Origin of the sequence: Mesorhizobium sp. M1004, from assembly GCF_040318795.1 — a bacterium.
In the GTDB taxonomy this organism is placed as follows: Bacteria; Pseudomonadota; Alphaproteobacteria; order Rhizobiales; family Rhizobiaceae; genus Mesorhizobium.
The window spans coordinates 280,865-307,834 of record NZ_JAMYNB010000004.1 but is presented as its reverse complement, the minus strand read 5'-3'; the positions used below and the strand labels follow the sequence as shown (position 1 = coordinate 307,834).

General features: G+C 62.6%; 28 protein-coding genes. 10 read left to right on the top strand and 18 right to left on the bottom strand.

From position 1 onward, the window contains the following. Positions 1-13: 13 nt before the first annotated feature. The gene (locus NKH54_RS10735) at positions 14-1,531 is read right to left on the bottom strand and encodes a winged helix-turn-helix domain-containing tetratricopeptide repeat protein (RefSeq protein WP_023704770.1); all 1,518 of its coding nucleotides are present in this window, start codon (positions 1,529-1,531) and stop codon (positions 14-16) included. 255 nt (positions 1,532-1,786) lie between these two features. Here NKH54_RS10735 and NKH54_RS10730 point away from each other — a divergent pair, with 255 nt between their 5' ends. Both NKH54_RS10730 and NKH54_RS10725 read left to right on the top strand, forming a co-directional pair. Beyond that, a complete protein-coding gene (locus NKH54_RS10730; RefSeq protein ID WP_023735668.1) occupies positions 1,787-2,014 on the top strand; it encodes a DUF1127 domain-containing protein in 228 nt (75 codons plus the stop codon). A 102-nt stretch (positions 2,015-2,116) separates the two neighbouring features. Then, the gene (locus NKH54_RS10725) at positions 2,117-3,298 is read left to right on the top strand and encodes an MFS transporter (protein WP_023704772.1); all 1,182 of its coding nucleotides are present in this window, start codon (positions 2,117-2,119) and stop codon (positions 3,296-3,298) included. On the opposite strand, the gene NKH54_RS10720 is transcribed toward NKH54_RS10725, so the two are convergent. The 4 genes from NKH54_RS10720 to NKH54_RS10705 all read right to left on the bottom strand — a co-directional run bounded on the left by NKH54_RS10720 (position 3,289) and on the right by NKH54_RS10705 (position 7,911). After that, positions 3,289-3,423, bottom strand: a complete 135-nt coding sequence (locus NKH54_RS10720; RefSeq protein ID WP_023682661.1) for a hypothetical protein — start codon at positions 3,421-3,423, stop codon at positions 3,289-3,291. The genes NKH54_RS10725 and NKH54_RS10720 overlap by 10 nt on opposite strands. A 212-nt stretch (positions 3,424-3,635) precedes the next feature. Next, positions 3,636-3,800 carry a DUF3309 family protein gene (locus NKH54_RS10715; RefSeq protein WP_023667887.1) on the bottom strand — a complete coding sequence of 55 codons (165 nt, stop codon included), beginning with the start codon at positions 3,798-3,800 and terminating at the stop codon, positions 3,636-3,638. 368 nt (positions 3,801-4,168) lie between these two features. Beyond that, complete coding sequence (locus NKH54_RS10710; protein ID WP_023726296.1) at positions 4,169-6,055, bottom strand: ABC transporter ATP-binding protein; 1,887 nt, start codon at positions 6,053-6,055, stop codon at positions 4,169-4,171. Beyond that, positions 6,055-7,911 (bottom strand): ABC transporter ATP-binding protein, encoded by a 1,857-nt coding sequence (locus NKH54_RS10705; RefSeq protein ID WP_023745621.1) that lies wholly within the window; start codon positions 7,909-7,911, stop codon positions 6,055-6,057. The genes NKH54_RS10710 and NKH54_RS10705 overlap by 1 nt, the downstream gene beginning before the upstream one ends. A gap of 356 nt (positions 7,912-8,267) precedes the next feature. Here NKH54_RS10705 and NKH54_RS10700 point away from each other — a divergent pair, with 356 nt between their 5' ends. The 3 genes from NKH54_RS10700 (at position 8,268) to NKH54_RS10690 (ending at position 10,874) form a co-directional block, all read left to right on the top strand. Further along, positions 8,268-8,504, top strand: a complete 237-nt coding sequence (locus tag NKH54_RS10700; RefSeq protein ID WP_353028185.1) for a toll/interleukin-1 receptor domain-containing protein — start codon at positions 8,268-8,270, stop codon at positions 8,502-8,504. Beyond that, on the top strand, positions 8,504-8,893 hold the full coding sequence (locus tag NKH54_RS10695; protein WP_353028184.1) for a S1 family serine peptidase: 390 nt from the start codon (positions 8,504-8,506) through the stop codon (positions 8,891-8,893). Before NKH54_RS10700 ends, NKH54_RS10695 begins: the two co-directional genes overlap by 1 nt. Positions 8,894-9,272: 379 nt before the next feature. After that, complete coding sequence (locus NKH54_RS10690; RefSeq protein WP_353028182.1) at positions 9,273-10,874, top strand: trypsin-like peptidase domain-containing protein; 1,602 nt, start codon at positions 9,273-9,275, stop codon at positions 10,872-10,874. 168 nt (positions 10,875-11,042) lie between these two features. On the opposite strand, the gene NKH54_RS10685 is transcribed toward NKH54_RS10690, so the two are convergent. Beyond that, positions 11,043-11,951 carry a dihydrodipicolinate synthase family protein gene (locus NKH54_RS10685; RefSeq protein WP_353028181.1) on the bottom strand — a complete coding sequence of 303 codons (909 nt, stop codon included), beginning with the start codon at positions 11,949-11,951 and terminating at the stop codon, positions 11,043-11,045. A 265-nt stretch (positions 11,952-12,216) separates the two neighbouring features. Between NKH54_RS10685 and NKH54_RS10680 the strand changes: the two genes are divergently transcribed. After that, positions 12,217-13,149, top strand: a complete 933-nt coding sequence (locus NKH54_RS10680; RefSeq protein ID WP_353028180.1) for a LysR family transcriptional regulator — start codon at positions 12,217-12,219, stop codon at positions 13,147-13,149. Here the strand turns inward: NKH54_RS10680 and NKH54_RS10675 are convergent. The 3 genes from NKH54_RS10675 to NKH54_RS10665 all read right to left on the bottom strand — a co-directional run bounded on the left by NKH54_RS10675 (position 13,100) and on the right by NKH54_RS10665 (position 15,275). Continuing rightward, entirely contained in the window at positions 13,100-13,831 is a 732-nt protein-coding gene (locus NKH54_RS10675) for an SDR family oxidoreductase (protein ID WP_353028179.1), read from the bottom strand. The two genes, NKH54_RS10680 and NKH54_RS10675, sit on opposite strands and share 50 nt — an antisense overlap. A gap of 163 nt (positions 13,832-13,994) precedes the next feature. Beyond that, positions 13,995-14,603 (bottom strand): NAD(P)-dependent oxidoreductase, encoded by a 609-nt coding sequence (locus NKH54_RS10670; RefSeq protein ID WP_353028178.1) that lies wholly within the window; start codon positions 14,601-14,603, stop codon positions 13,995-13,997. Between the two features lie 36 nt (positions 14,604-14,639). Further along, positions 14,640-15,275 carry a DsbA family protein gene (locus NKH54_RS10665; RefSeq protein ID WP_353028177.1) on the bottom strand — a complete coding sequence of 212 codons (636 nt, stop codon included), beginning with the start codon at positions 15,273-15,275 and terminating at the stop codon, positions 14,640-14,642. A gap of 102 nt (positions 15,276-15,377) precedes the next feature. On the opposite strand from NKH54_RS10665, the gene NKH54_RS10660 reads away from it, so the two are divergent. The 3 genes from NKH54_RS10660 to frp all read left to right on the top strand — a co-directional run bounded on the left by NKH54_RS10660 (position 15,378) and on the right by frp (position 17,080). Continuing rightward, positions 15,378-16,295: a LysR substrate-binding domain-containing protein gene (locus tag NKH54_RS10660; protein WP_023726302.1), complete on the top strand. Its 918-nt coding sequence runs from the start codon at positions 15,378-15,380 to the stop codon at positions 16,293-16,295. Positions 16,296-16,383: 88 nt separating this feature from the next. Next, complete coding sequence (locus tag NKH54_RS10655) at positions 16,384-16,665, top strand: hypothetical protein (RefSeq protein WP_023726303.1); 282 nt, start codon at positions 16,384-16,386, stop codon at positions 16,663-16,665. Between the two features lie 220 nt (positions 16,666-16,885). Further along, entirely contained in the window at positions 16,886-17,080 is a 195-nt protein-coding gene (gene frp, locus NKH54_RS10650; protein ID WP_280940380.1) for a fluorescence recovery protein, read from the top strand. Between the two features lie 77 nt (positions 17,081-17,157). Here frp and NKH54_RS10645 read toward each other — a convergent pair whose 3' ends face one another. The 9 genes from NKH54_RS10645 to NKH54_RS10605 all read right to left on the bottom strand — a co-directional run bounded on the left by NKH54_RS10645 (position 17,158) and on the right by NKH54_RS10605 (position 26,006). Next, a complete protein-coding gene (locus NKH54_RS10645) occupies positions 17,158-18,180 on the bottom strand; it encodes an ROK family protein (protein WP_023726305.1) in 1,023 nt (340 codons plus the stop codon). Next, positions 18,180-18,905 (bottom strand): ribulose-phosphate 3-epimerase, encoded by a 726-nt coding sequence (locus NKH54_RS10640; protein ID WP_023726306.1) that lies wholly within the window; start codon positions 18,903-18,905, stop codon positions 18,180-18,182. The genes NKH54_RS10645 and NKH54_RS10640 overlap by 1 nt, the downstream gene beginning before the upstream one ends. A 4-nt stretch (positions 18,906-18,909) precedes the next feature. Then, positions 18,910-19,731 (bottom strand): sugar phosphate isomerase/epimerase family protein, encoded by an 822-nt coding sequence (locus NKH54_RS10635; protein WP_353028176.1) that lies wholly within the window; start codon positions 19,729-19,731, stop codon positions 18,910-18,912. Between the two features lie 39 nt (positions 19,732-19,770). Continuing rightward, positions 19,771-20,613 (bottom strand): carbohydrate ABC transporter permease, encoded by an 843-nt coding sequence (locus tag NKH54_RS10630; protein ID WP_023726308.1) that lies wholly within the window; start codon positions 20,611-20,613, stop codon positions 19,771-19,773. Positions 20,614-20,617: 4 nt separating this feature from the next. After that, complete coding sequence (locus NKH54_RS10625) at positions 20,618-21,514, bottom strand: carbohydrate ABC transporter permease (protein ID WP_023726309.1); 897 nt, start codon at positions 21,512-21,514, stop codon at positions 20,618-20,620. Positions 21,515-21,653: 139 nt separating this feature from the next. Further along, complete coding sequence (locus NKH54_RS10620) at positions 21,654-22,901, bottom strand: ABC transporter substrate-binding protein (RefSeq protein WP_023820943.1); 1,248 nt, start codon at positions 22,899-22,901, stop codon at positions 21,654-21,656. A 115-nt stretch (positions 22,902-23,016) separates the two neighbouring features. Continuing rightward, entirely contained in the window at positions 23,017-24,162 is a 1,146-nt protein-coding gene (locus NKH54_RS10615; RefSeq protein ID WP_023686996.1) for an ABC transporter ATP-binding protein, read from the bottom strand. 89 nt (positions 24,163-24,251) lie between these two features. Then, positions 24,252-25,202, bottom strand: coding sequence for a PfkB family carbohydrate kinase (locus NKH54_RS10610; RefSeq protein ID WP_353028175.1), 951 nt, complete (start codon positions 25,200-25,202; stop codon positions 24,252-24,254). Positions 25,203-25,205: 3 nt separating this feature from the next. Then, positions 25,206-26,006 carry a beta/alpha barrel domain-containing protein gene (locus NKH54_RS10605; RefSeq protein ID WP_023692211.1) on the bottom strand — a complete coding sequence of 267 codons (801 nt, stop codon included), beginning with the start codon at positions 26,004-26,006 and terminating at the stop codon, positions 25,206-25,208. A 163-nt stretch (positions 26,007-26,169) separates the two neighbouring features. On the opposite strand from NKH54_RS10605, the gene NKH54_RS10600 reads away from it, so the two are divergent. Beyond that, positions 26,170-26,931, top strand: a complete 762-nt coding sequence (locus NKH54_RS10600; RefSeq protein WP_353028174.1) for a DeoR/GlpR family DNA-binding transcription regulator — start codon at positions 26,170-26,172, stop codon at positions 26,929-26,931. The last annotated feature ends 39 nt before the right edge of the window (positions 26,932-26,970 follow it).

The following is a 26,970-nucleotide window of genomic DNA, read 5'->3' as shown; positions in this document are numbered from 1 at the left end:
GCACGCCGGTCCGTCACTCCGGAAGGCCGGCCTTTCGGAAGCCATCGACGAAATGGTCGAGCGTGGCAGTGTCGCGGAACGGCTCCGTCTCGACCCAGTGACGGGTGGTGAAATGTGGGTTCGCGACGAGGAACAGGTCGACCTCGGCGCGCGCCTCGTCGATCCGGCCGAGTTGCGCAAGGCTTGCCGCAAGGAAACGGCGCGAGCTTGTCCGATACGTCTCGTCCCGGCGCGTCGTCTCGACGGCGGCTTCATAGTCGCGCGCCGCATATTGCGCCTGGCCGAGCGTCAGATAGTACCAGCTTGCCGGAAACGGGTTCAGCCGGAACGCCTTGCTGATATAGTCGAGGCCCTCCTCGACGCGCCCGGCCAGGACCGCGATGTCGGACAATGTCGCCCAGGCATCGGCCTCGTTCGGGTCGAGCTCGAACGCCTTGGCAAATCCCACATCCGCTTCGTCGAATCTGCGCTCATAGGCAAGCAGGTTGGCAAGCACCCAGTGGCAGCCGGCATCGTTGGGATCGATCGCCACAGCCTTGCGCGCCAGTTCCAGGGCAAGGCCGCGGGCAGGCTCAATGGGCTCTCCCCAATGCACCCATCCCATCCAGTGGTTCATGGCAAGCCAGCGATAGGCTTCGGCATAGTCCGGATCGAGCGCAAGCGCGCGCGTCAGCAACAGATGCGCTTCGCGCGCCGTCTCCGGCGAGACGTCGATCAGGTTGCGGGCCCGCACGCACAGATCGTAGGCCTCGAGATTTCGGGGCCGATTGCGCGGCAGCGGCGCGCGCAGCCGGCCAAGCAGCGCCTCGACGATCTTGGCCGTCACCTCGTCCTGAACGGCAAAGATATCTTCCAGGCCGCGATCGAAGCGGTCTGCCCATAAATGCTCGCCGCTCAGCGCGTCGACCAGCTGGGCGTTGATGCGCACGCGCCCGGCGGCGCGTCTGGCGCTGCCCTCCAAGAGATAGCGCACGCCAAGTTCCCTGGCGACCTCGCGCACATCCACCGCCTTGCCCTTGTAGGCAAAGGTCGAGTTGCGCGCGATGACGAACAGGCCGCCGATCCTCGACAGGTCGGTGATCAGGTCTTCGGTCAACCCGTCGGCGAAGGCTTCCTGCTCGGGGTCGTTGCTGAAATTGGCAAAGGGCAGCACGGCTATCGACGGTTTGGCAGGCAGCGGCAAAGCCTGTCGCTTCTCGTCGCCGAGCTGTTCGATGGCGCCGGTGAAGCGATAGCCGACGCGCGGAACGGTCGATATCCATTCTCCGCCGTTCGTGGCCGGACCCAGCAGCTTGCGCAATTGCGCAATCTGGACGGTGAGGTTGCCTTCCTCAACGGCGGTGCCTGGCCATGCCGCATCCATCAACTCGGCCTTGGCCACGATCTCGCCGGGCCGGGCGACGAGCGCCGCCAGCAGCTGCAGTCCGCGGTGGCCGGCGGCTACGGGAACTTGGTCCCGAAGGAGCGTTCCCGCACCCGGATCAAGCACGAACGGACCAAAGGCAAAGCGCGATCCCTGCATAACGCGCATCTATAGAGCAATTCCAGGAAAGGTGTGAAGGCGGTTTTCCCACGGGAAAGCGCGGCGGAGCGCTTCACGGACGTATGGCGTCAAAACAAAGAGTTGAGCACCTCGCCGTTTCCATGAAACGGCGAGGTGCTCTAGCCGGTTTGGAACTTTTGAGAACTATTTGGCTGCGCTTAATTACGGCGCCGTCCGCATGCGGCAGAGTTCAACCTCTTGCAAGCCGAGGGCTGTCGCTCCTCAAACCGAATGGAGGTTGCCATGAACGATACCCTTGCTTCTGCTCGTGCAGCCTTGCCGGAAAAGGCGGTGTCATCGGGCCGGCGTCCGACGGGCCCGCGGGGCATGATCGCGGCCTGGCGCGAGCGGATACGCTTTCGCTGGGACCTCAAGCAGATGGCGGAGGCCAATCCGCACCTGATCGACGATATCGGTCTGACCAGACGCCAGCTCGAGGCCGAAATCGTCAAACGCTTCTGGCAAGTGTGAGCTGATGTCGCGGATAAGACCCGCCCGCCTGTTTGGGCGTACCGCGGCGTTTTGCCGGCATTTGCACTTGCCGGAACGTGCCGATCCTGCTTCGAAGTCGGCATGAGCGCCGAAGACGCGACGTCACCGCCGGAGAACCACATCGCATGGGCCGCGATGGCCGGCATCATCGCGACAGTTACGGTGTTCGCCATAGCACAGGGGCTGACGTATCCGCTGCTCAGCTTCATCCTGGAACGGCAAGGGACGACACCGGGCCTCATCGGCCTCTCGGCCGCGATGACGCCTCTGGGTTTCATTATATCGTCGCTCTTCACGCCGGCGCTGGTCCGGCGGGTGGGCGCGGCGCGCTTTGCGGTTGTGTGTTCGATCCTGGCAGCAACCGTCCTGATCGCGATTGCCTGGACGCAGGATGTATGGGCCTGGATGCCGTTGCGCTTCCTGCTCGGCTTCTTTGCCAATCCGCTTTACGTGATCAGTGAAACCTGGCTGGTCTCGATCACACCCGCCGCACGCCGAGGCCGCATCATGGGCCTATACTCCTCCATCGTTTCCGCCGGCTTTGGCCTCGGCCCGCTGTCGCTAGGCTTGGTCGGCACGCAAGGATGGCCACCCTTCATCATCGGCAGCGCGGCCTTCCTTGTCTGCGGCCTGATCGTGCTTGCCGTCGCGCCACGCCTGCCCGACATGCCGCGTGAGGGCGAAGCGGTGTCGGTCGGCGGCTTCTTCGCGCTGGCGCCGCTGCTCTTGTTCGCAGTCTTCACGGCTGCCGCCTTCGAGCAAGTCCTGCTTTCGCTGTTCGCGGTCTATGGTGCCGCGCTCGGCAGCACTGAGCAGCGCATCGCTTCGCTCATCACCTGTTTCATCGCCGGCAATGCCGTGCTGCAGGTCGTGCTTGGGCGCGCCGCCGAACGGTTTGGCTCGAAGCCGATGATGCTGTTCTGTGTCCTGGCTTGCCTGGCCGGTTGTTTGCTGTTGCCGTTGCTCTTCGCTACATGGCTTGTCTGGCCGCTCTTCTTCGTCTGGGGCGGGGTCTCGTTCGGGATCTACACGCTGTCGCTGATCCAGCTCGGCGAGCGTTTCACCGGTCAAGCCTTGATCGCCGGCAATGCCGCCTTCGCGTTCGTATGGGGGGTAGGCGGCATCGTCGGCTCACCCGTGGCCGGGCTGGCGATGCAACTGACCGGACATCAGGGACTGCCATTGTCGCTTGGCCTGCTGTGCTGCGTGCTGGTGGTGTTTCTGCTGGCGGAGTTACGGCGGGTTGACCGCGTTCAGGCGTAAGGCGTGCCTGCCATTGCGGCCTTCAGGCCGATGCTGCCCTTGTCGACAATAGCGAGAAAGGCCGGACCCGCCTCGTCGCCGTCCTGGGTTTCTCGAAGCGTCCGATCCGCCTCGATGAACGCCACGGCCGCCAGGCGGGTGTCGGGGTCTGCAGCTTACGCCCGCCGCCTTCGGATAGTGCCACCATTAGGATATCCCAGCTCGTCGCGTTCGCTCTCGCTCGCGCCGACGCCGGCCCAGTCCGGACCAGCAATGTCTTCAGCTGCCATGTCTTCAAACCTCGATGTCAGGCGAAAACGCGGCCGCCGTAGAAACTCGGCGGCCGCCAATGGCGACGCTATATTCGCCCGAGAACAACCAGAATGATCACGATGATCAGCACCAGCCCGAGGCCACCGCCGCCATAGTAACCAGTGCCGTAGAACGGGCCGCCGCCGAGGCCGCTGAAGCCGCCGAGCAACGCGATGATCAGGATGATAATAAGAATGGTACCCAGGCCCATATGCCGTCTCCTTCGCTGCCGCGCCGTTCACGGCGCGGCTCGAAGAACTAAACTCCCAGCAAGCCTTCCTGTTCCCCGGCGATTTTCATCCGACGGCTAAGGAACGAAAGCCATCATGACGGCGTTTGCTGAGGTTCAGGCGCAAGCTGCGCGTGCCATCGCGCGCGCTGGGCGGCGCGTAGAATTCAGAATTTAGGCGGGATCGCCCTCAAGGCGACCGGCGGCTCGTCCACCCGAACGCGCCGGCAGGCGTGACGCCGGGCTTACGCTGGAAGGCGAGATGAAACGTGTCGGCATCTGAAAGCCGAATTGGTCGACGACGAGTTTTGGCCCCGCACCATTTCCAGTCGAGCCGAACCGGCAGCAGCTCACGTCGCCTTGCCGGCCGGCGCGCCTATGTCTTCCTCGGCAATATCGTCGAACGATGCGTAGTTCATGTTGTAGAGCCTGGCATAGAGGCCCTTGGCCGCCATCAGCTGCTCGTGGTTGCCGCTTTCGACGATCTCGCCGTTCTGTAGAACGATGATGCGATCGGCGCCGCGTATGGTCGCCAGCCGGTGCGCGATGACCAGCCCGGTGCGGCCTTCCAGCAGCGTGACCAGCGCTTTCTGGATCAGCATCTCGGTGTAGGAATCGATGCTCGCCGTGGCCTCGTCGAGCACCAGGATTTTCGCATCGGCGACCAGTGCGCGTGCAAAACTGATCAGCTGACGCTGGCCGAGCGAGAGATTGCCGCCGCGCTGTTCGAGCTCGGTGTCGTAGCCATCGGGCAGATGCTCGATGAAGTCGTGCGCGCCGACGGCCTGCGCCGCGCGCACCACCTCCTCGCGGGTAGCCGATGTCTTGTGGTAGCGGATGTTCTCCAGCACCGTGCCGGAAAACAGGAATGGCTCCTGCAACACCATCGCCACCTGGTCGCCGAGCGAATCCTGCGTCACGTCGCGCACGTCGTGGCCGCCGACCCGCACCTCGCCCGACCAGACATCATAGAAGCGGTGCACCAGCGCCATGCAGCTCGACTTGCCCGAACCGGTCGGGCCGACAAGCGCAACCGTCTCGCCCGGATTGACGCGGAAGGAGATGTTTTTCAGCACCGGCTGGTTCTGCCGGTAGCCGAAGGTGACGTTCCTGAACTCGACCGAACCGTCCATGTCGCGCGTCAGCGCCACCGCGCCTTGTTTGTCGCTAACGTCGACCGGCACGTCCAGCACTTCGGAGATGCGTTGGCCCGACGCCATGGCGCGCTGCATGACACTGTACTGCATGGTGAGCGAGCGGATCGGGTCGAAGAAGCGCTGGATGTAGAACAGGAACGCCACCATGACGCCGATGTCGAGGCTGTGCGACAGCACCATCGAACCGCCGACGACGATGACCGTCGCCATCGCAATGCCGGTCAGCGTGTCGACGATCGGCACCATCACCTGCGCATATTTGGCCGAGGTCAGGTGAGCCCTGAGATTGGCCAGCACCTTCTCGTCATAGAGGTCGAAATTGACGTGCTGGCGTTCGAGACTCTGCACAGTGCGCACGCCATGGATGCCTTCCGCCAGCGCCCCATTGGCAATCGAATTGGTTTCGTGCGCGGCCATGAAGGCGACCTTGGCGCGCGGCAGCCAGAACAGGCGCACGATGAACAGCGCCGGCATGGTCGACAGCGTCAACAGGCCGAGACGAAAATCGAGCCACAAAAGCACGCTGACAATGCCGAAAAGAAGCACGATGTCGCCCACCGACATGACCGATGTCTCGAGGAATTCCTGCATCGAATTGACGTCGCCCTGCAGGCGCGACATCAGCCGGCCCACCTCGGTCTTGTCCATGAAGCTCAGCGAGACGCGCTGCAGATGGCTGAACATGGCGCGGCGCAAATCCGACAGCACATTCTCGGCCACCTTGCCGACGACGCTTTCCTGGATATAGCTGGCGGCATAGTTGATCAGGATGATCAGGGCGAAGGCACCGATCGCCCAGTTCATGACGGAGCTGTCGGCCTTGCCCGCCGCCATGCCGTGGTCGATGGCGTAACGGATGACCAGCGGGATCGCCAATTGCGTCAGAGTGAACACCAAAACGGCGGCGACCGAGATGAAGATCCGGCCCTGATACGGTCTCACGAAGCTCCAGATGCGGCGCACGATGCGCGGATCGTAGACCTTGCCGAAGACCTCTTCCTCGTCGCGGTGCGAACCGACGACGGCCCTTGTGGGCCGCCGGCTGGTGTCTTCCTTCTGGTCGTCGTTCTGTGTCGACATCATGCGGCTCCCACCGCCACCGGCAAATCGTCGTCCGGCCGCAGCTGCAGGTCGTAAAGCGCGCGGTAGCGTCCACCCAGCGCCAACAATTCCTGGTGCGTGCCGCGCTCGGAGATGCGGCCATTCTCGACGAACAGGATCTGGTCGGCATGCATCAGCGAGCTCAGCCGGTGCGAGATGATCAGCGTCACGCGGTCCTTGGCGAAGCGCTTCATCGCGGTGCGGATTCGCTGCTCGGTGCCGGCGTCGACAGCCGCGGTGGAATCGTCGAAGACCAGCACCGAAGGCCGCAGCATCAGGGTGCGGGCGATGGTCAGGCGCTGCCGCTGGCCGCCGGAAAGCGATGAGCCGCGCTCGCCCACGACCGTGGTGTAGCCGGCCGGAAGCCCGATGATGTAATTGTGCAACTGGGCGTATTCAGCCGCCTGCCCGATGCGGGTCTCGCGCGCCCAGGGATTTCCATAGGCGATGTTGTTTTCGATCGAGGTGGTGAACAGGAAGGCGTCCTGCTGCACGACGCCGACCGCCTTGCGCAACGATTGCAGCGTGACCTCGCGTATATCCTGCCCGTCGATGGTGATCGCGCCTGACGTCACATCGTAGAAGCGCGGGATCAGATGCGCGATGGTCGACTTGCCGCTGCCAGGCGGGCCGACAATGCCGACGGTCTCGCCGGACCTGGCCTCGAAGGAAATGCCCGACAGCGCCGGCCGGCCGCCGGCGCCCGCGTAGCGGAAGCCGACATTGTCGAAGCGCAGCAAGCCTTCGGTGACCACGAGATCCTTGGCATCAGGCGCATCCTCGATGTCAAGTTCGGCGTCAAGCAGTTCGAACAGCCTTGTGCCGCAGGTCGAGGCGCGGGCGAACGAGTTGACCATCAGCCCGAGCTGGCGCACCGGCATCTGCAGGATGGTCATGAAGGTGAGGAACTGCGCCAGCGTGCCTACGCTGATCTGGCCCGCGATCACCTTCTGGCCACCGAACCACAGCACCAGGCCCATGGCCGCCAGGAAGGAAAAATTCATGGCGCTGGTGTTAGAGACGCGGATGTCGACGCGCTGGTCGGCAAGCTCCAGCGCCGACTTCTTGGCGCGGTCGAATTTTTCCAGCTCATGCCGCTGCGCCGCAAAGGCGCGCACGACGCGGATTCCGCCGAGGTTCTCGTCCATCACCCGGCTCAGCACTGACAGCCGCTCCTGCAGCGTCAGCCAGGTGCTGCGCAGCCTGAGCTGTGTGACCGAGGAGCGCCAGGCGACGAACGGCACGAAACTCAGACTGAGCAGCCCGAGCTCGAGATCGGTGCTGATCAGGAGATAGGAGCCGACGCCGATCAGCACGCCGAGCAGCACCACGCGCAATATGCCGGTGGAAAAGAACATGCGCACGCCGTCGAGGTCGAGCAGGCCAAGCGTAATCAGGTCGCCGGTATGCACCCGGTCATGGAAGGAGAAGCTCAGCCGCTGGATCTTCTCGTAGAAGGCCAGGCGCAGCTCATAGCCGGTGCGGTGGCCAACGGCCTCGCCATAATAATTCTGCGCCATGGTGAAGAGGCCGCGCAGAATGCTGACGACGAGCAAGGTGATCGCCGTCGTCCACAGCGCCTGCTCAGCCGCCGCGCCGCCGCCTCCAGCCATCACGCCTTGCGCCTGGTCGATGGCGTGGCCGAGCAGGCGCGGGATGAACAGCTGCAGCGTCGCGGCAATGAAGGTCGAGGCGATGGTGATCGCAACTTGCCAAGGATGGCGCAGCGTCATGCGCACGATGCGCAGCAGCGTGCTGAGGCCCTTGCCCCAGGACGCCTCCGCCACATGGGCAAACGATTTGCCGCGCATCGCTGCGCCGCGGGTTGCATCCATTGCCAAGGAAAATACCCAATCCGATCCGGACATTAGCCCAGACGAATGAAAACAGACTCAGTTTCAGATACCGCGATGGTACGCCTCGATTTTGACCGTTCAAGGGCCAATGGCGGTATCGCACTGTGCCTGAAATGAAAGTGAATACTCGGCATCGGCCCAGCTGGATTTGCCTGTGGGGTAGTCATGCCTTCACCAGGCTGATCGCACGTTTGGCTGCTCCATGCTCTACTCGCGACTCTCAGGTGGTTGATAGCAGTCCTTCAATTTTCCCCGATTTCTTCGCTATTTCTTCTTCGTATACTTTCCCCGCATGACGACGTGTGTCAGTATTTATTGTCGCTGGGGGCGATAACGTGTCACGCATTTTCATCAGCCATTCGAGCCGCAACAATGCCGAGGCGCGTGCCATACGCGACTGGCTGATTTCCAATGGCTGGGACGACTATTTCCTCGATCTGGACCCGGAGCGCGGCATTGTCGCCGGCCAGCGCTGGGAGCGCGCACTGCACGAGGCGGCCAATCGCTGCCAGGCGGTGCTGTTCCTGGTCAGCGCGGCATGGTTGGATCTGAATGGTGCGAGAAGGAGTTGATGCTCGCCCACAAGCTCGACAAGCCGATGTTCGGCGTCATTATCGATGACAAGGTGTCGATCGCCTCGCTGCCGCCCAAGCTGAAGGATTTTTGGCAGGCCAATGAGAATTGGTATAAAATTGCCTCCGACCGATCTCGGTCGGTAGTAATCCGGCGTGCCAACGGAGGTGTTCGGGAGGTTGGAACGGGTTTTATAATGAAAGGCTCTGATGTCATTGAGGGCTATGGTTCGGGGACTGTTATTGTAACGTGCGCTCACGTTGTTAAGGGAGTTGAATTAGTTGATGCATACTTGCCAAGCGTAGATGAAAGTAATGATGTAAAAATCGAAAGTATAGTTTTTCAGTCTCCGGCAAGTGATCTAGATATATATCAATTTTACCTATAGGGCATGGCTTGCTGTTTGGAGCCGTAGCCATAGATGATGTAACGCCAGACAGAGAAGCTTCAGTTTCATTCGCGCCGGCAATGGACACTGATGGAAATTCGTAAAAAACGTCTCTGGCCATGGCCGGATATTGTGGGTGTTGAGCCTTCCAGGCAAGGATATGGTCCATGACATACCCCTCAACTTAACCCGGGACAATTTCTCCGGAAGCCGTGTTGCCGCGAACCAGCTGCGAGCAAGCGCAGTGCCGGCAGGAGACGTACTGCGCTGCTTCAGATCGAGGGATATCTCGCAGCCCCTATGATTTCATTGCGGCTGACGGGCCGGCGGCGGACCGAATGACACAGGCAAGAGAGCCGTAGGGACGGGGAACAAGACAATGGACGACTACAAGGAACTCATCGAACAGGCAATTTCGGCCAATCGCAGGTATGATCTGAGGGAACTGCGAGAACTCTGCGAGCGGCTGGGGATGGCCCTGCCGGAGCCTTCGGACAGCGCGGGGGCGCTTGGCGCGGCGCTGATGAAAGAACTTCGGCGCAACCGCAGGTACGACCAGATACAGATGCTGGGCGAGGCGTTCATCAAGGCCGGTTACTGCACGCCGCGTATCTGGACCATCTATGCGCAAGCCCTGGTCGACCGCGGCAATCAGGTGGCCGCAATCGGCATTCTGGGAAATCTTGCTTTGGAGGCCTCGGCCGAGGAGTTCGCCAAGGAAGCGTCGGAGATTCACGGCATACGCGGGAGGGCATGGAAGGACATTGCCTATGAGGCGATAGGACAAAAGCGCCTCGATGTAGCAAAGAGAGCATTAAAGAGCTCCTACGAGTGCTACTCGAAAGGATTGGAAACCAATCCCGACGATGTCGGAATGCTGGCATGGCACGGGACGCAGATCGTTGCCGTGGCACACCTCGCTGAAAGCCACGAGCTGCGCCATGATTTCGGCTCGAAGACCGAGCTTGCCAAAAATATTCTGAAACGCATGGCAGCTGACTATCGCGGCGACGGCAACGATGACCCGTGGATCCCCACAGCGGCAGGCGAGATGTGCGTAGCGCTTCAGGACTATGCAGGGGCGCGTGATTGGTATCAAAAGGCGATCGGGTCCGAGCGCACCGACAATTTCACCCTTGCCAGCGCGCATCGGCAGCTTTCGCAAATATGGCGCATTGGCGAGATCGAGGAAGGCGCCATAATCGGAGGCCTCATTCTGGACGCTCTCGTGGAGATGGGGGGAGGCTTCCATTTGACGAAAGGCAATGCCGACCAGCTTCAGGCCCTGATCGGCACAACGCCCCCGGTCTCACTCGTGGCGCTACGATTTGCGATGAAGTCGGCTGAATCGATCGCGATGATTCGTTCCGGCTTTGCCCCCCTTGGCACGGGCTTCCTCGTCTCCGCGGCCGACATTGGGCTCGACCCCGCAATCGGGCAGGTCGTGATAACCAACGCTCACGTGGTCAGCGATCCATCGCAGAGCGGGGCCGCATTGCCGGGAGATGTTCAGGTCACGTTCCAGCTTCAGCCCGGCAACAAGGTTTACACGGTGGCGAAGATTGTGAAGTGTCTTTCCGTAGGAACTCACGATTGCAGCGTGTTGAAGCTCAACAAAGACGTATCCGACATCGAACCTTTGGAAGTGGTGGATTTGCCGTTGGTGATGCCGCCCGATCCAACCGCGGTCGTTATTGGCCATCCGTTGGGGCAGGAAATTTCTTTTTCGTTCCTCGACGGCCGGCTTGTGGCGTTCGAGCCTCTGGCGGAAGCAAAGCCGCAGCGCATGCACTATCGATCGCCGACCGACAATGGCAGCTCAGGCAGCCCGGTGTTCAATCGCAATTGGAAAGTGGTGGGCATCCATCACAAATATGTCGAGAACGCATCGCCGCTAGACGGCAAGGCGGGGGTTTATTCTGCCAATGAAGGCATCTCCATGGGATCGATCTGCCGGGCTTTCAAAGCTGGCCTGGGATAAGCGATCCGGTTGTCATGCCGTTGCGCGAATCCTGCCTCGGTTTGTGTAGAACAAAGCGGCTCCATTGTGAGGAGACAATCCGGGCTTCACTCGGCACGTTACTTCACGAAATCGGGACGGACGTTGGCTGTCGTGGCGCTCGGTGGCGGTTCGACGCTGTGCTGAGCCTCAGTTGCGGCCAATATGATCGGCTGTGGGACCGAGCGCCGTGAGCAGCGCCTTGCCGCTTGCCAGCCTTGCATTCTGGTGCGGGGCGCGCAGGTTCAGCCAGCGTTTGTCGCCGGAGCGCACCGCCAGCACGGCCTTCATTGCCGGGATCAGGCCTGCATCCTGGATCACCTTGCGGAACGCCCCGATCGCGGCGTCCGCTTCCGTGACGTCTTGGCCAGCGATCGTCGCGTCGTAGAGGTCGCGGATGGCCGCAGCGTTGAGATTGACGGTCGCGGAGATACAGCCCGCAGCACCACTGGCGAGCCCCTTGGTCAGTTGCGCCTCCGAGCTGGGGAACACCGCGACGTCGGGTGCGGCGGCAATCACCGCCGCCGTGTTGTTCCAGTCGCCGGCGCTATCCTTGTAGGCGACGACCGTCTCTGGAAACGCCGCGCTCAACCGGGCGGTCAGGGCAGGGCTTACCGGCACGCCGGAGTTCTGCGGGATGTGGTAGAGGATCATCTTCAGCGCCGGGTTGGCCACCCTTTCGATCAGCTCGCTGTAGTAGCGCGCCTGGCCATCGTCCCCGGCGGCCGTGTAGAAGAACGATGGCAGCACCATCACGGCGGCGCAGCCGAGGCCGACCGCGTGCTTCGACAGTTCGACGGTTTCGGGCAGTGCGGTGACGCCGGTGCCGGGCATCATGCGCCCCGGCGAAATGCCTGATGCAACCAGCCATTCCAGCGCCTGCATGCGCTCGTCGAGCGAGAGCGACAGTGCCTCGCCCGTGGTGCCGAACGGCGACAGCAAATGGGCGCCCTGGCCCAGCACCCATTTGGCATGTGAGATCCACAGTTCATGGGCAATGCGGCCATCGTTCTCGAACGGCGTCAGGATCGGGGCGATGGTTCCTTGCGGGCGGGGCATGTCGGTCCTTCCATCGGTGCTGGAAATCAGCTTGGCATAGAGCATACGTGCGATGCGATCTGCCAGAGGCGATCTCTTGGGCCACCGCGCCGGCCGTGGGAAAACTTGCGGGTCATTGCCGCGAAATTCTGGCCCCTTGGTCTGCCGCAACCAGATGACGCCGGCGTCAATGGGTTGCAAATGGACCGGGGTTGCAAATGGACCAGGGTTGCAAATGGACCGGCCAAGCCCGAAATATCGGACTGAGACCAGATCCGGAAACGGCATGCACCCACGATTGCTCAAGACCTTCCTCGCCGTGGCGCGGCACCGCAACATCACCCGCGCAGCGCGGGAGGTTCATCTGGCGCAGTCGAGCGTCAGCGACCAGATCCAGTCGCTGGAAAGCGAACTTGGTATCGTCCTCTTCATCCGCTCGCGCCACGGCCTCGACCTGACGACGGCCGGCGACGCGCTGAAACCTTATGCGGAAGAGATTCTGCAACTGGCGGAGGAGGCGCGTGTTGCCGCCGAGGCAACGACGGGAATGACCGCCGGAACGGTTACGGTCGGCGCGCTGGAGACGATTGCCACTGTCAAACTTCCGCAATGGCTGGCGGCCTTTCGAGGCGACCACCCGGAGATCGGTCTGCGGCTCAAAATCGCCGGCAGCGATGCCCTGCTGCGGCAGCTCGAAGAGAGCGAGATCGACGTCGCCTTCTGTTTCGACAAGGGCGGTCTGGATGAACGCCTGGCCCGGCGCACGATATCGGCCGAGCCGCTGGTCCTTGTCGCCTCACCCGAACATGCGCCCGCATCGGGGCAGATCGACCTGGCCGCGCTCGCCGCGATGCGTTTCGTGGTGACGGAAACCGGATGCGTCTACCGGCATCTGTTCGACACTGCCTTTGCCGAGATGGCAGCGCCAGAACTTGCCGCCGAAGTCGGCAGCATCGGCGCCATTGCGGGCCTGGTGGCGACTGGTGTCGGCATGGGCCTGGTGCCGCGGCTGGCCGTTGCCGACGCGCTCGATCGCGGCGAGATCGTCGAATTGCCGTGGCCGGGTCCGGCCCGCACGGCGTCGCTGGTCCTGATCTGGCGCCGCCGGCGGGTTCAGCCGCCGGCGCTGAAACTGCTGCTGGCGGCCGCGGCCAGGAATTTCGCTGCGCTCAGATCAGCCGGTGACCGCCCTCGACATGCAGAACCGTCCCTGTCGTAAAACCGTTGCCCATCAGAAAGGCGATGGCATCGGCAATGTCGTCCGGCTGTCCGACGCGGCCGACCGGCAGGCGCCTGGCCATTGCATCGAGCGTCTCGTCCTTCTTGTCGCCGGCCACAAAACTCCAGATCGGCGTGTCGACCCAGCCCGGCGAGACGGCGTTGACACGGACCGGCGCCAGCTCGACCGCTAGCGCCCGCACCAACCCTTCCAGCGCAGCGTTGACGGCGGCAACGACCGAGCCGCGCGCCGCCGGCCGGTAGGCGGCAATGCCTGAGGTGAAGGTGATGGAGCCGTTGGCCGAAAGCTGCGGCGCGCCATGCTTGGCGAGCAGCAGCGGACCGTAGAATTTGCTTTCGACGACTCTCTGCGCCGCCTTCAGGTCGATCGCAGGCAATAACTCATAGGCGCCTTCGATATCGGCGGCGGTGCTGACGATATGGTCGAGCCGGCCAATCCGCCTGAACAGGTCAGCGACCTGATCCTCCCTTGCAATATCGGCCGCGACGGCGCTCAAACCGGAAGGGTTCTGCAGAGCCTCGCCGGCACGCTTGAGCCTGGCTTCACTGCGGCCGACGATGATGACTTCGGCGCCTGAGACCAGGCACCGCCTTGCCAACGCCAGCCCCATTCCGGAGCTGCCGCCAATGATAGCGATTTTCGATTTTGCGATGTCTGCCATGTTTCCGTTCCTGTCCTGAACCGCTCCGGCGAGAGTCGCAGACCGGCGGCAGGAGTGGAAACGGAAGAAAGCGATAGTGCCATCGGAGGCTCCGATGGCACTATCGTCGATAGGAACCGACGCGGGCCGCTCCGTCGAGTGCCCGCCTGTCAATGAAGTGCGCTCAGTAGCCGACCGTAAAGCGCTGCTTGATATGCGCCGGCTTTTCGATCTCGTCGGCCATGACGATGGCGTAGTCCTCGAAGGAAATGCTGCTGCCCTTGTCGGACGTCAGCAGCGTGTCCTTGCCGATGCGGTATTTGCCGGTCCGCTCGCCGGCGACGAACAGCGCCGAAGGCGACAGCAAGGTCCAGTCGAGATCGTCGACCGTCCGCAGCGTGACGAGGAAGTCGGCGCCCTTCTGCGCCTCGGCCTTGTAGATATCAGGGAAGGTCGGCGTGTCGACCAGGCGCTTGCCGGGCGCAACCTCAAGGCTGCCGGCGCCGCCGACGACGAGGTAGCGTTTGACGCCGGAAGCACGCACGGCTGCGACGAGCGTATCGGGATCGCTGTCGAGGAAATGCACCGAGGAGATCACCGCGTCATGACCCTTGATCAGGGCGGCAATGCCATCCTTGTCGAAGACGTCGCCCTTCTTGGCAGTCACGCCCGGAAGTGCCGCGATCTTGTCTGGATGCCGGGCAATGGCGGTGATGCTGTGACCGCGATCGGAGAGTTCCTTAAGCAGGCGCGAGCCGACCTGGCCGGACGCGCCGATAAGTGCGATTTTCATGGGGATTTTCCTTTCGTCTGGGGAGAATTTCTGGGACTACGCCGCCTCGATGTGAGCGACGAGATTGTCGTAGCTGCCGAACAGCGCGTTGGCGCCGATCAGGCGCGGCGCCGTTTGGCCGATCACCGCGAGCGCGGGAACGCCATTGGCATGCAGCCGCTGGAACAATGTCCGCCCGCGGCTGACCAGGTCGTCATGCTTCGCCAGAAACGCCTGCGTCGGCGCTTTCAAAAGCTTTGCCGCGTCGCTCATGCCGGCGTCGGCCAGTACCGCGGCGACGCCGTCAACCGTCACAGTATCGCGGCCGTCGACATAGCGGGCATGCTGGATCGCCTTCAGTGCCGCAAGTCGCTGGCGCCAGTCGTCCAGTCCGGCGGCGTTGATGCCCATGGTGGCAGCGGAAGAATCGAGCAAGGTGCCGCTGACATCGAGCACATTGTCGAGATAGGCCTGGCTGAAGCGCTGTCCGCTCAGCCGTGCGATGCGCTGGTCATTGTCCCAGGCATGGGCGGCGAAGCCTGCATCCAGCGGCCGCGCGCCGGCACCGGAGAAAAGCCCCACCGGCAGCAGTTCGAGCGCGGTCCCGGCGGCCAGTCGATCCAGCATCGGCGTGGCGCCATAGCACCAACCGCAGAGCGGGTCGAAAAGATAGGTTAGGGTTACATTGGTCATGGCGGCCTCATTCTGTTGCCCGATAGATGACAGCTGGACGGCTTGCGAAAAATAGCGATCAATCATACAAACTGTCTGATAAAATCGGACAATGAGCGGCCTGTGACCGAACTCCTCAATCTCAACCGGCTCGTCTACTTCGCCACCGTGGTGGAGACCGGCTCGTTCACGGCCGCTGCCGACCGTCTCGATGTTGCCAAGGCTGTGGTCAGCCATCAGGTCGGCAAGCTCGAAGAAGAGCTTGGCGCTACGCTGTTGCGGCGCACGACCCGGCGCGTGACGGCGACCGAAGAGGGTCGTCTGTTCTATGACCGGACCGCGATCATCCTGCGCGAGGCGGAGGCAGCCTATGGCGACATTTCGCAGCGAGCGGCGCAGCCGACGGGGACGCTGCGGCTGACGGCGCCGCTCGATTATGGCGAGAAGGTGGTGGCGCCGACCATCGCCGCCTACATCAGAAAATACCCGAAAATGCGGGTCGAGACGATCTTCGACGATGCGGTCAGCAACCTGGTCGACGAGCAGATCGATCTTGGCATCCGCGTCGGCTGGCTTGCCGATTCCAGCAATCTGGCGCGGCGGCTGGGCAGCCTGCAGCAATTCGTCGTCGCCAGCCCGGAACTGGCCGCCAGGCTGCCTGGGGAAGCCAGCCCCAGGCAGGCGAAGTCGCTGCCCTGGGTCGGCAACGCCCAGTTGCGCGGGGTCGGCCAATGGCTGTTCTCGAGGGGCACGGAAACGGTGCTGGCCGAACTCAACCCCGTCGTCAGCTGCGACAAGACACCAGGCGTGCTGTCCTGCGTGCTGGCCGGCATCGGCCTCGGCATCTTTCCGGATTACAGTGTCGCCGACGACATTGCGCGCGGCCGGCTGGTGCGGGTGTTCGCGGACTGGACCTTGCCGTCCGGTGGCATCCATGCCGTCTTCCCGCCGGCGCGCTTCAGGCCGGCCAAGGTGCGCGCTTTCGTCGACCTCTTGGTTGCAGCCGAACGGCGGCGCGCGCGCAGTGCCGTTACAGGCTGATTTCGCTGGCTATGGTAATCAGGGAACCTTTGTTCGGCCCACGCTTTTGAATATGCTGCGATTCCGAACCGTCAGAAGGGTATTGCCGATGACCATCAAGATCCTCGCGATCTCCGCCCTTGTTCTCGCGCTTGGCTGCAGCCTGTCTACCGCAGCGCTCGCCAAGGAGAAGAAGCACCGCCATCGCCAGCCGGAACCGGAGCAACGCTACGTTCCCGCCCATCGCGACCTCGTCTATGCCCTGTTCGGCGGCCCGCGCTACTATGACAAGATGCTGATCACCACGGCGGCCGGCCCGTGCTCTTACGACCGGGTCGGGCCGGACGCGAATGCGCTGAACAAGGTCAACGATCACCATTGCGGAAAGTAGATTGGTCCCAACGGCGGGGTTGTCCTGCGTCGCAGGTTTTACCGGATGACGGCCGCCGCGAACTTGAGAGAGACAGTCGATGACCGCTGATGAGAAATGGTCTCCGTCCGAAAAGAAAGTCGCCCCGCACTGCCTATGACGCAGCGCTGAAGGTGGCGCTCGATAAGACGCTGGCTGAACTCAAGAGCAGGGCCCACGTTGCGGCAACGCCTTCCGAAATGTGGGATGTCGAAGACTTCTGCTGCAGCAGCGACGGAAGATGGACCAGATGTTCGACTATCGCTATTCACAGCTAATACAGGTCTTCGCCAATCTCATCCGGCAAGGCTATCTCGAGGAGAATCTCCTTGTTGGCTTGTCGGAAGACAAGCGGCAAACGATCCGAAAATACGCCAGCTGGAATCGCGAAGGGTAGGGGTCCTCTTCGGGGACCTTGGCGCTGCATTCAAACTGGACCATTCACCATCTTCGCGCGCGCCGCGCAGCTCGAGTTCAGCCATGGCGTGCCTCCGTGGCATCGGGGGTCGCGCCTCTGTCCTTGTCGTCCTGCGCCATCGCCAGCGGCGCACCGCCTTCCCACAGGATCAGGCTGGCGGCGCCGATCAGCCCGGCGCGGTCGCCGAGTTCAGCCTGCACGATCGGCACGTCGCGATAGGCCGGCATCGCCCGCTGCTGGATGACCGCTCTGATCGACGGTGCCAGAAGGTCGAACCCGTTGGAAAGGCCGCCTCCCATGACAATCAGATCGGGCGAATAGAGATGAAGCAGGTTGGTGAAGCCGATGCCCAGCCATTGTGCTTCCGCCTCGATCAGGTCGAGAGCGTTGGCGTCGCCGGCCTTGGCAGCCTCTACGACATGCCTGGCCGAGACGTCGCCATCATTTGACAGCCGTCGTAAGAGCGAGCCGTCGCCCGGCGCGGTCAGTCGCGTGGCGCGGCGGCCGAGCGCGGTTCCGGAGGCAACGGCCTCGAAGCAGCCGATGGCGCCGCAAAAGCAGCGGTCGCCTTCACCGGTGATGGTCATGTGGCCGATCTCGGCCGCCAGTCCGCGCCTGCCGTGATAGATGTGGCCATCGGCGACGACGCCGCCGCCAATGCCGGTCGATACGGTCACGAACACCAGCGATCCGCTGCCGCGTCCGGCGCCAAAACGCCATTCGCCGAGCGCCGCCGCATTGGCGTCGTTTTCCAGCCGCACCGGCAGGCCGAAATGCCGCCCCAGAATGTCGATCAGCGGCACATCATGCCAGCCGGCCAGCGTTGGCGGCGCAATGACGATCCCCGCCTTGGGGTCGAGTGGCCCCGGCGCACCGACGCCGATGCCGGCGACCTTTGCCTGCGGGTGTTCCCTAAGCAGCGTGCCTGCCAAAGCGACGATCTGGCTGATCACCGCCTCCGATCCCGCACCGGCAAGCGTCGACGCTGAAGCATGAGCGACGATACGGCCATCGCTTTCGACCAGCGCACCGCGCAGCGCCGTGCCGCCGAGATCGAAGGCCAGCGCAAGCTTGGTCATCAGGCGGCGACCTCCAGCCCGTGCAGCCAGGCCATGCGCCGGGCAAGGTCGGGATCGCCGAAGGCCAGCGAGCCCAGCACCACGGTCTCCGCACCTGCGGCGCGCAGTAAGGGCACGGTCTCGTGGCGGATGCCGCCATCGGCGGCGAGCACGATGTCGGCCTCGCGGCCGGCTTTGCGCATCAGCGCGCGGGCCTCGATCAGGCGCGGACACGCCTGCTCCGACAGGCTCTGGCCCTTGACGCCGATGGAAGTGCCGAGCAGCGTCATAAACGCCACTTCCGGCAGGAAGGGCGTGACGGCCGCGACCGGTGTTTCCAGCCGCAGCACCACGCCGGCCTCGGCCCCGAGTTCACGCGCCACTTTCACGGCGCGCAGACCGGTCTCGCCGTTTTCGGCGTGCACACTGATCAGGTCGGCGCCGGCCTCGATGAACTGGCGCGTCTGTTCCTCGACGATCTCGGCTTCGACCATCAAATGGACATGGATAGGCTTTGCGGTGAGCTTGGCGATGCGCGCCACCAGGTCCGGGAAGAACAGGAAGCCAGGGGTGAATCGGGCGTCGGCGACGTCGATATGATGAACATCGACATGGGTCTCGATGCGCTTCAAATCGCGCTCCATATTGGCGAGGTCGGCCGACCACAGCGAAAACTCGCCGATAAGCCGGTTGCGCGGCAGAGCGGCAATTGCGGCGGGGCCGGACAGGGGCTTGTTCGTCGTCATCGTCTCAGGCTCCGTAGCCGCGCATTGTCTGGCGGTTGGTTTTGACGGCGCCGGCAGGGTCGGCGGCAGCCGTTTCGGATTCTTCCTCCAGCACCAGCCAGCCGTTGAAATTGGGTGCAGCACCAGCGATCTCGATCACCTTCGCCGTGTCACAGACGCCCTTGCCGAGCATCGCCCAGGTTCCATACGCGTCGACATCCTTCAGATGCAAATAGCGGATGCGGTCGCGATAAGTGGTGAGCGTATCCGCCATGTCCTGGCCACCGCGCGAGATGTGGCCGGTGTCGGGCACCCAGCCCACCAGCGAGGCGTCGAGCAGCCCGAAGATGCGGTCGTAGTCGGCGCGGTCGAACAGCAGCGTATTGTGATGCGAGCTTGGATGCACCGCGACCTGGACGCCGGCCTCGCGCCCGAGCTCGCCGGCTTTGTTGTAGACCTCGGCGGCGATGGCAAACTTGCCGTCGCGCGGCCCGTCGGAAACGATCGTGGCCGAGCCCATCGACACCAGCGCGCCGGGAAAGGCGGCGGCGAAGTCGATCCAGCGTTTGGCGGTCTCGAGGTCGGCGCCGATCTCATCCCTGAGCGTGAAACCGCTCTTCGAGCCGAAGGCGAAGGAGACGAGCGTCAGTCCGGATGATTTCAGCGCGGCCGCGAACTCCGCCGGCTTTTCGGCATAGCGGCCGATCATCGTGTCGGTGATCTCGATGCCGGCATAGCCGCCATCGGCGATCGCCTTGAGCAGATCGTCCGCGCCGCCGGCGAAGCGGTCCCCGAGCATTTCCCAGGTAAAGGTCTGGCAGCCGACTTTCAGGTCTTTCACGGTCATCCTTTCATTCCTTGATTCCACCTCCGTTCGAGGGATACCCTACTTGACCGAGCCCGCGGTCATGCCGGCGAGGAAGAACCTCTGGGCAACCAGGTAGATGACCAGCAGTGGCAGCGAGCCGAGCACGCTCATCGCCATCATCTGGTTCCATTCGAAGGCGTGTTGTCCCATCAACAGCTGGATGCCGATCGGGACGGTGCGCATGGACGTCGACTTCGTTAGCGTCAGCGCAAAGAGAAATTCGTTCCAGCACAACAGGAAGGTGTAGACCGACGTCGCCACGATACCAGGCAGTGAAATCGGGACGATCACCCGCCACAGTGCGGTCCAACTGGTGCCGCCGTCGACAGCCACCGCTTCATCGAGGTCGCGGGGCAAGGTGTTCAGATATCCCGTCATCAGCAGGATCGCATAGGGCAGCGTGAACACCAGATAGGTCAGGATCAGCGCGACATAGGTGTCGAAGATGCCATACGAGACGACAAGCCCGAAGAACGGGATCAAAAGCGTGATCGGCGGGATCGTCTGCGTGCTGATGATGAGCGTGTTGAGGCTGCCCTTGCCGCGAAAATTGAAACGGCTGAACCCATAGGCCGCCAGCAAGGCGATCAGCACCGTCAGCACGGTCACCGCTCCAGCCACGAAGTAGCTGTTGAAGAAGAAGCGCAGCTTTACCGGATCACCAAGGATGGCCGCATACGCTTCCAGCGTGAAGGCCTTCGGCAGGACGGTTGGTGGCAGGGCAAAGATTTCGGTGTTCGACTTGAACGAGCTGCTCAGCATCCAGTAGATCGGGAAGGCCGCGAAAAAGAGCCCTGCGGCAAGCGCGACATGGAGCGCGGCGGTGATCAGCCTGTCTTTGGGCGTGTGCCTTTTCCTCATGTGACTACCGAGCCTTTTGATAGCGGATGTAGAACAGCGTCAGGCCGAGAGAGATCAGCAGGATGACCACGGCGCTCGCCGAGGCCTGCGATAGGTTGTAGCTCGAAAACGCCAGCTTGTACGTGTAGGTGCTGAGGACCTCGGTCGAGTAGATCGGACCGCCACCCGTCGTTATCCAGATCAATGGAAAGACCTGCATGGTCCAGATGAAGTCGAGCAGCGAGATGCTGATGATGATCGGCATCAGCTGCGGAATGGTGATGAAGATCAACTTCTGGTAGGCCTTCGCGCCGTCGATATCGGCGGCCTCGTAGAAATCCTCGGGAATGCCCTGCAAGCCCGCGAGCAGGCTGACCATGAAAAGCGGGTAGCCCGCCCAGATATTGGCGAAGGTGACGGCGTGCAGCGCGGTCGCGGGCGAGGAAAACCACTCGACCTTGGAACCGATGATGCCCATCTGCATGAGAACACTGTTCACGACACCATTCGGCTCAAGCAGAAGGCGCCAGATCACCGCGATAATTACCGCGGTGAACAGCCAGGGCAGTATGTACAGCACGCGCAGAATGTTGCGCAGCGTCGGATTGATGCGGTCGCTGTTCAGCATGAGTGCGAAGAGCATGCCGATGGTCATATGGAAGACGACACTCATGCAGGTGAAGTAGAGCGTGTGCCACAGCGAGGCCCAGAACACCGGATCGGCAAAGATCGCCTGGTAGTGTTTCAGTCCGGCAAAGGACGGGTCGCGACGCAGCACCGCGCTGTTCTGGAACGAATAGCCAATCACCGTCACCATCGGCAGCAGCATCAGAAGGCCGATTATGAGGAGCGATGGTGACAGATAGAGATAGGGTGCGACCGCTCGTTTCAGTCGATGGTGGGAGCGCTTCTGCCCGGTCATGTGCGACCCCTGGGATGTGCCTTCAGGAGGAAGGTGCGCTTCAAAAACAGGTCCATCTCAAATTGCGATCCGTTGTTGACGGGGGGCCTGGCCGAGGCCGGGCCACCCGGTGGAAGATAGCAAACGGGCAATGGGCAGCTCAGAATTTCTCCACCCAGCCCTTTTGAGCGTTGGCTGCGGCTTGTTCCGGAGACTGCTCGCCGGCGAGCATCTTCTGGGCTTCCACATCGAACTTGGTCATCAGGTCTTCGGCCACCGGCAGCCCCGTGAACTCGTTGGCGAGATAGCCGGTCTTGAAGATTTCGAAAGCCTTGGCGAAAGCCTTGTCCGAGGTCACGAAATCGGGCTTGGCGTTGACGTTGCCCGGGAAGGCGTTTGCAAGCGACACGAGCTTGGCATTCACCTTTTCACTCATCAGATATTGGACGAGCTTCCAGGCTTCATCCTGATGTTTCGAGGCGGCGGAGATGCCGATGCCCCAGGAGGCATAGGGAAGGCCGCGCTTGCCGTTGTAGTCCGCCACGACCGGGACCGGGATGAGGTCGAAGTTCAGCTTGGGATTGCGTTTGCGGATGAGATTCACATGCGCGAGCGAGTCGATCATCATTCCGACCCGATCGTTGACGAATTCCTCGACCTTTTCCTGCTCGGTCTTGGTGGCAATGCCGGGCGAGATGACGCCGGCGTCGTTCAGCGATTTGACGAAAGTGAGCATATCGACGACCGGCTTGCCCTCGAGAGCCGGCTTGCCTTCAACCATCATCGATTGACCCGAGGCCCAGACCCACGACATCAGGTCGTTCTGGACACCGGACGGCGTTTGCAGCGACAGGGGCAGCACCCAGCCATACTGGTTCTTGTCGGCATGGGTCATCTTCTTGGCGGCTTCGAGAAACTCCGCGCGGGTCGACGGCAGCTTGGTGACGCCTGCCTGGGCGGCGAGGTCCAGATTGACGAAGACCGGATAGACGAACGAAGCCACGGGAAACATCACCGCCTTGCCGTCCACCTTGATGATATCCGCGACCTGGGTCTTGTCAAACCCGCTCGCATCCATCATCGGGTTCATGTCGGCCAGCGCACCCTGCGCGTTCAGATTGTTCACCCAGGCGCCGTCGAGACCGACGACGTCGCTGAGCGTTCCGGTTGCGGCGCCGACCGAGATCTGGTCTCGCGTAGTCGCATAGGGACCGCTGACCAGCGTCACCTTGATGCCGGGGTTTGCAGCCTCGAAGTCGTTCATGATTGCCCTGAGCGATCCCGCCGGCAATTCGGGCTCCCACCATTGGGTGAATTCCAGCGTCGTGTCCGCCATGGCGCCGGTTGCACCAAGCAACCATGCGGCCGCGGCTATTTTCAGCATCGCGGGTCGTATCCGAAACATCATTTTCTCCTCCTTCTTCAAGGTCGGCCGCACAATGCGGACGATCGTCTGTTCATTCAGAAGCCTTCTTGTATCTTCCGCAGGCACCTCGCTCCCGCCCGCGGTCTTCCGCAGATCTTCAGATCGCCAGATGCGTTTCGGGATCGAAGAAATGGAACTTGGCATCATCCACGGCCAACCGGATTTCCGAGCCGGAGCGGACGGCGCTGATCGGCTCGAACCTCGCCACCGCGTTCGACGCCAGGCCGAAATCGTCCACCGCATCCGGATCGCCGGAGTCCACCCGGACCGCGTCGATGTTCATGTGGACGATCTGTTCGGAGCCGAGTTCCTCGATCGAGGTCACCCTGGCCGGTATCGTCTGATACTTGCGGCCGGATTCAAGGCTGCTGTCATAAAGATCCTCCGGTCTGATCCCGAACACGACCTTGCGCCCCGCATACGACCTCAAGGCCGGCCTGCGCACGAAGGCTGCATCCTGCAGCCGGACGGCGAAGTCGCGAAAAGCGAGCTCGCCGCCCTTCAGGGTCGCCTCGAAAAGGTTCATCGAAGGAGAGCCGATGAAGCCGGCAACGAAGGCGTTAACCGGCGATTCATAGAGCCTCTTGGGTGTGTCGACCTGCTGCAGCACACCGCCTTTCAACACCGCGACTCTGTCGCCCATCGTCATCGCTTCGATCTGATCGTGGGTCACGTAAATGGTCGTGACGCCGAGCTGCTTTTGCAGGCTGGTGATTTCGGCGCGCATTTGCACACGCAGTTTCGCATCCAGATTGGAAAGCGGCTCGTCCATGAGAAAGGCGGCCGGCTCGCGCACCATGGCGCGGCCCATGGCAACCCGTTGACGCTGCCCGCCTGACAGGTTCGCGGGTTTGCTGTCCAGCAAAGACGTCAGCTGAAGAGTTTTGGCGATCTCGTCCACGCGCTTCTTGCGCTCGGCCTTCGGCTTGCCTGCCAGCCGCATCGAAAAGGCGATGTTTTCGGATACCGTCATATGCGGGTAGAGCGCGTAGCTCTGGAACACCATCGCGATGTCGCGGTCCTTGGGCGGCATGTCGACGACGTCGACCCCGCCGATCCGAAGGCTGCCGCTGGTGATGTCTTCCAACCCCGCGATCATTCGCAACGCCGTGGATTTGCCGCAGCCGGAAGGCCCGACGAGGATCAAGAACTCGCCGTCCTTGACCGACAGGTTCAACTGGTCGATTGCGCGAAAACTGTTCCCGTAGGTTTTGCAGATCTTCTCAAGAATGACTTCTGCCATATTCCTCCCTCCACAAGTATAAGCCCCGATTTTTATGATTCTCCTGGGCTTGTGTTCGCCTGCGAAATGTTTCGTCGGATCGTTTCAGGTCATGCTCCAGCATCCACATGCGCATTTTTCAGGTCGACTGCTGACGGCGCGTTCGCCGATGCCAGGAGTTGCGTGACCTGGTCCTCGGTCGGAAGCGCCTCGCGCCCGCCACGCCCCGTTATCGAAACGGCCGCCGCCGCGGCCGCGAATGCCACCCGGCCCGCGGTGTCGGCTCCGCGCGTCAACGCATGGGCATAGGCGCCATGAAAGCAGTCACCCGCGCCTGTGGAGTCGACGACCGCAACCCGGTGCGGGGGCAGGTGCCAGAGACCTGTCTCTTCACGGCCGCGATAGTACACACCCCTGCCTCCATCGGTCAGAACCACGGCGGATCGCGATGGCAACCACAAGGCATCGAGCATCTCGGCAGGCGATCGGCGCCCCGTGGCAGTCCGTGCAAAGCTAAGTGGAAGAATGAGATGGTCGCAGAGCGCGATCAGCCGCTCCGTGGCGGGGCCGCTGCTCCATTCGATATCGCCGAGGATCGCAAGGCCGAGATCGCGAGCCCGAGCCACGACATCCAGCGACCCGGTCGCATAGCTATCTACGATCAGGACGGTTGCGCGGCTGAGGATATCGTCCGGAAAGTCCGGAGCGGTGCCCAGCATCGCATCGTCGTCATACGCGATGAACCTTTCCCCGTCCGAGCCGACGGTGATCCGCGAGTGCACCGGGCGCGCGTCGGGATGGCGCGGCGCGAATGCGGTTTCAATACCGCTCGCCACGAGATCGAGCTGCACCGCGTTGTCCGAGGCACTGGCCAGCCATCCGACGAACCCGGCGGTTCCGCCGAGCCGCGCGACGGCGGCCAGCGCCGTCGCGACATTTCCCCCGAAGGCGCGGGTACTTTGCAGAACCTTACCCTTGCCCGCCGACAATGGCTGATCGACGTAGACGATGTCGTCGATCGCAATAGCGCCGAAGCCGAGGATCGAGGGGATGGTGGGCATCGTTCAGGCACCCGCCTTCGCCAGGGCGTCTTGCGCCGAAAGGCCGTCATGGATGACGCCGCGAAAGGCAAGCGCTGCCTTCTCCGGATCGCCGTGCCCCCAGAGATTGCGGCCGACCACGGCGCCGCGCGCGCCGGCACGGATGGCGTCCGCCGTCTGCTGAAGCGCGCCGAGCAGCGTATCGGTCTTTGGACCGCCCGCGATGACAACCGGCACCGGGCAGGTCCGGACGGTCTCCCGGAACGACTCGAAATCGCCGGTGTAGCCGATCTTGATCACGTCGACGCCGGACTCGTAACCGATGCGCGCCGCATAGGCGATCTCGTCGGGGGTGAAGACGATCTTTGCTCCGTCGGTGAAATCGCGAGGGTAGATATGCGCCACCACAGGCATGCCGTAGCGGGCCGCCGCATTCACCGAATCGGTCAGCCAGCGTATGTATTTGCCCTCCGTCGCGCCGCGCACCGGAATGGCCACGGCCAACGCATCGGCGCCCGCGCGCACCGCATCCTCGGGCGTTGCGATCAGCTCGCTGATGCGATCGTCCGCGGTGAAACAGCCCGCCTGAATTACCAGGGAAGCTTTGCCCGCATATTGCGGCCACAGATGGCGCGCAGTGCCAGGCTGGATGCTGACATAGTCGGGTTTGCCCGCCATGACGCGTGCGAGCGCACCCGGCAGGTCGGCAAGGCCGCCTTTGCGCACGTCGCCATAGCCGACGAAGTGGTCGACCGCGCCGCCAAAAAGGTTCCCCGATGGATGCGAGAAGAGGCGCGCGAGACGCACCTTGGTTCCTAGGCTCATGAGTCCAAAATTCCCTGATCGGTTGATTTAAAAATGCTCAATCCAGTGTTTCCGAAAGAAAAAAGAAAAACAATCTTTCGAAAGCTTTCGAATCTCCATATTTCTCGGTAAGGTGAGCCGAGGCCGGCGCGATTGCTCAGCGCAGGCAGGCAGGGGCAGGGCAATGTTGTCGGAGCAGAGACGCCAATCGATCCTGGGCGAGGTGCAACGCAGCGGACAGGTTCGCATCAAGGACCTGTCGGACGGGTTCGGCGTGTCGGAGGTCACGGTGCGCTCCGACCTCGAAATACTGGACCGCAAGGGACTGCTGACCAAGACCCGTGGAGGGGCGGTGACCCGGACCACCGATTCGACGACGGCCGCGTTCGCCCGCCGGATGCAAACGAACCTCGACGCAAAGAAGCGCATCGCCCGGGCGGCGCTGGCCCTGTTCGAGGACAACCAATCGGTCATCTTCGACGGCGGCTCAACCTTGATGCAACTTGCCATGCAGTTACCGCCGCTCAGCAATGTCGTGGTCGCGGCCACGGCCATGAATATCGTGCAGCATCTTATGCATCGTCCCGGGCTCGACGTTCATATGATCGGCGGCCGGGTCTATCCCGACACGGTGAGCACGCTGATCACCGATGCCGATACGGCTCTCGGCGGCCTGGTAGCGCATCAGGTATTTGTTGGAGCGCATGCGATAGACTCGTCACTGGATGTGGTCGACGTGAACGAAGACATGGCGCGAACGAAGCGGAACCTCGTTCGCATGGCCCGGCGCGTTGTCCTGCTCGCCGATTCGAGCAAATGGGGCGTCAGCGGGACGTCCAAGGCATTTTCGCTGTCGGCCGTCGATGTGGTGATCACCGACGATGGCCTGCCCGGTCCAATACGCGGTGAGCTTGATAGGGTCGGGGCCAAGGTGATCTATGCCTGAAGCCGTCCCGGTCTCTGATGCGCGACGGAAGACGCGCAT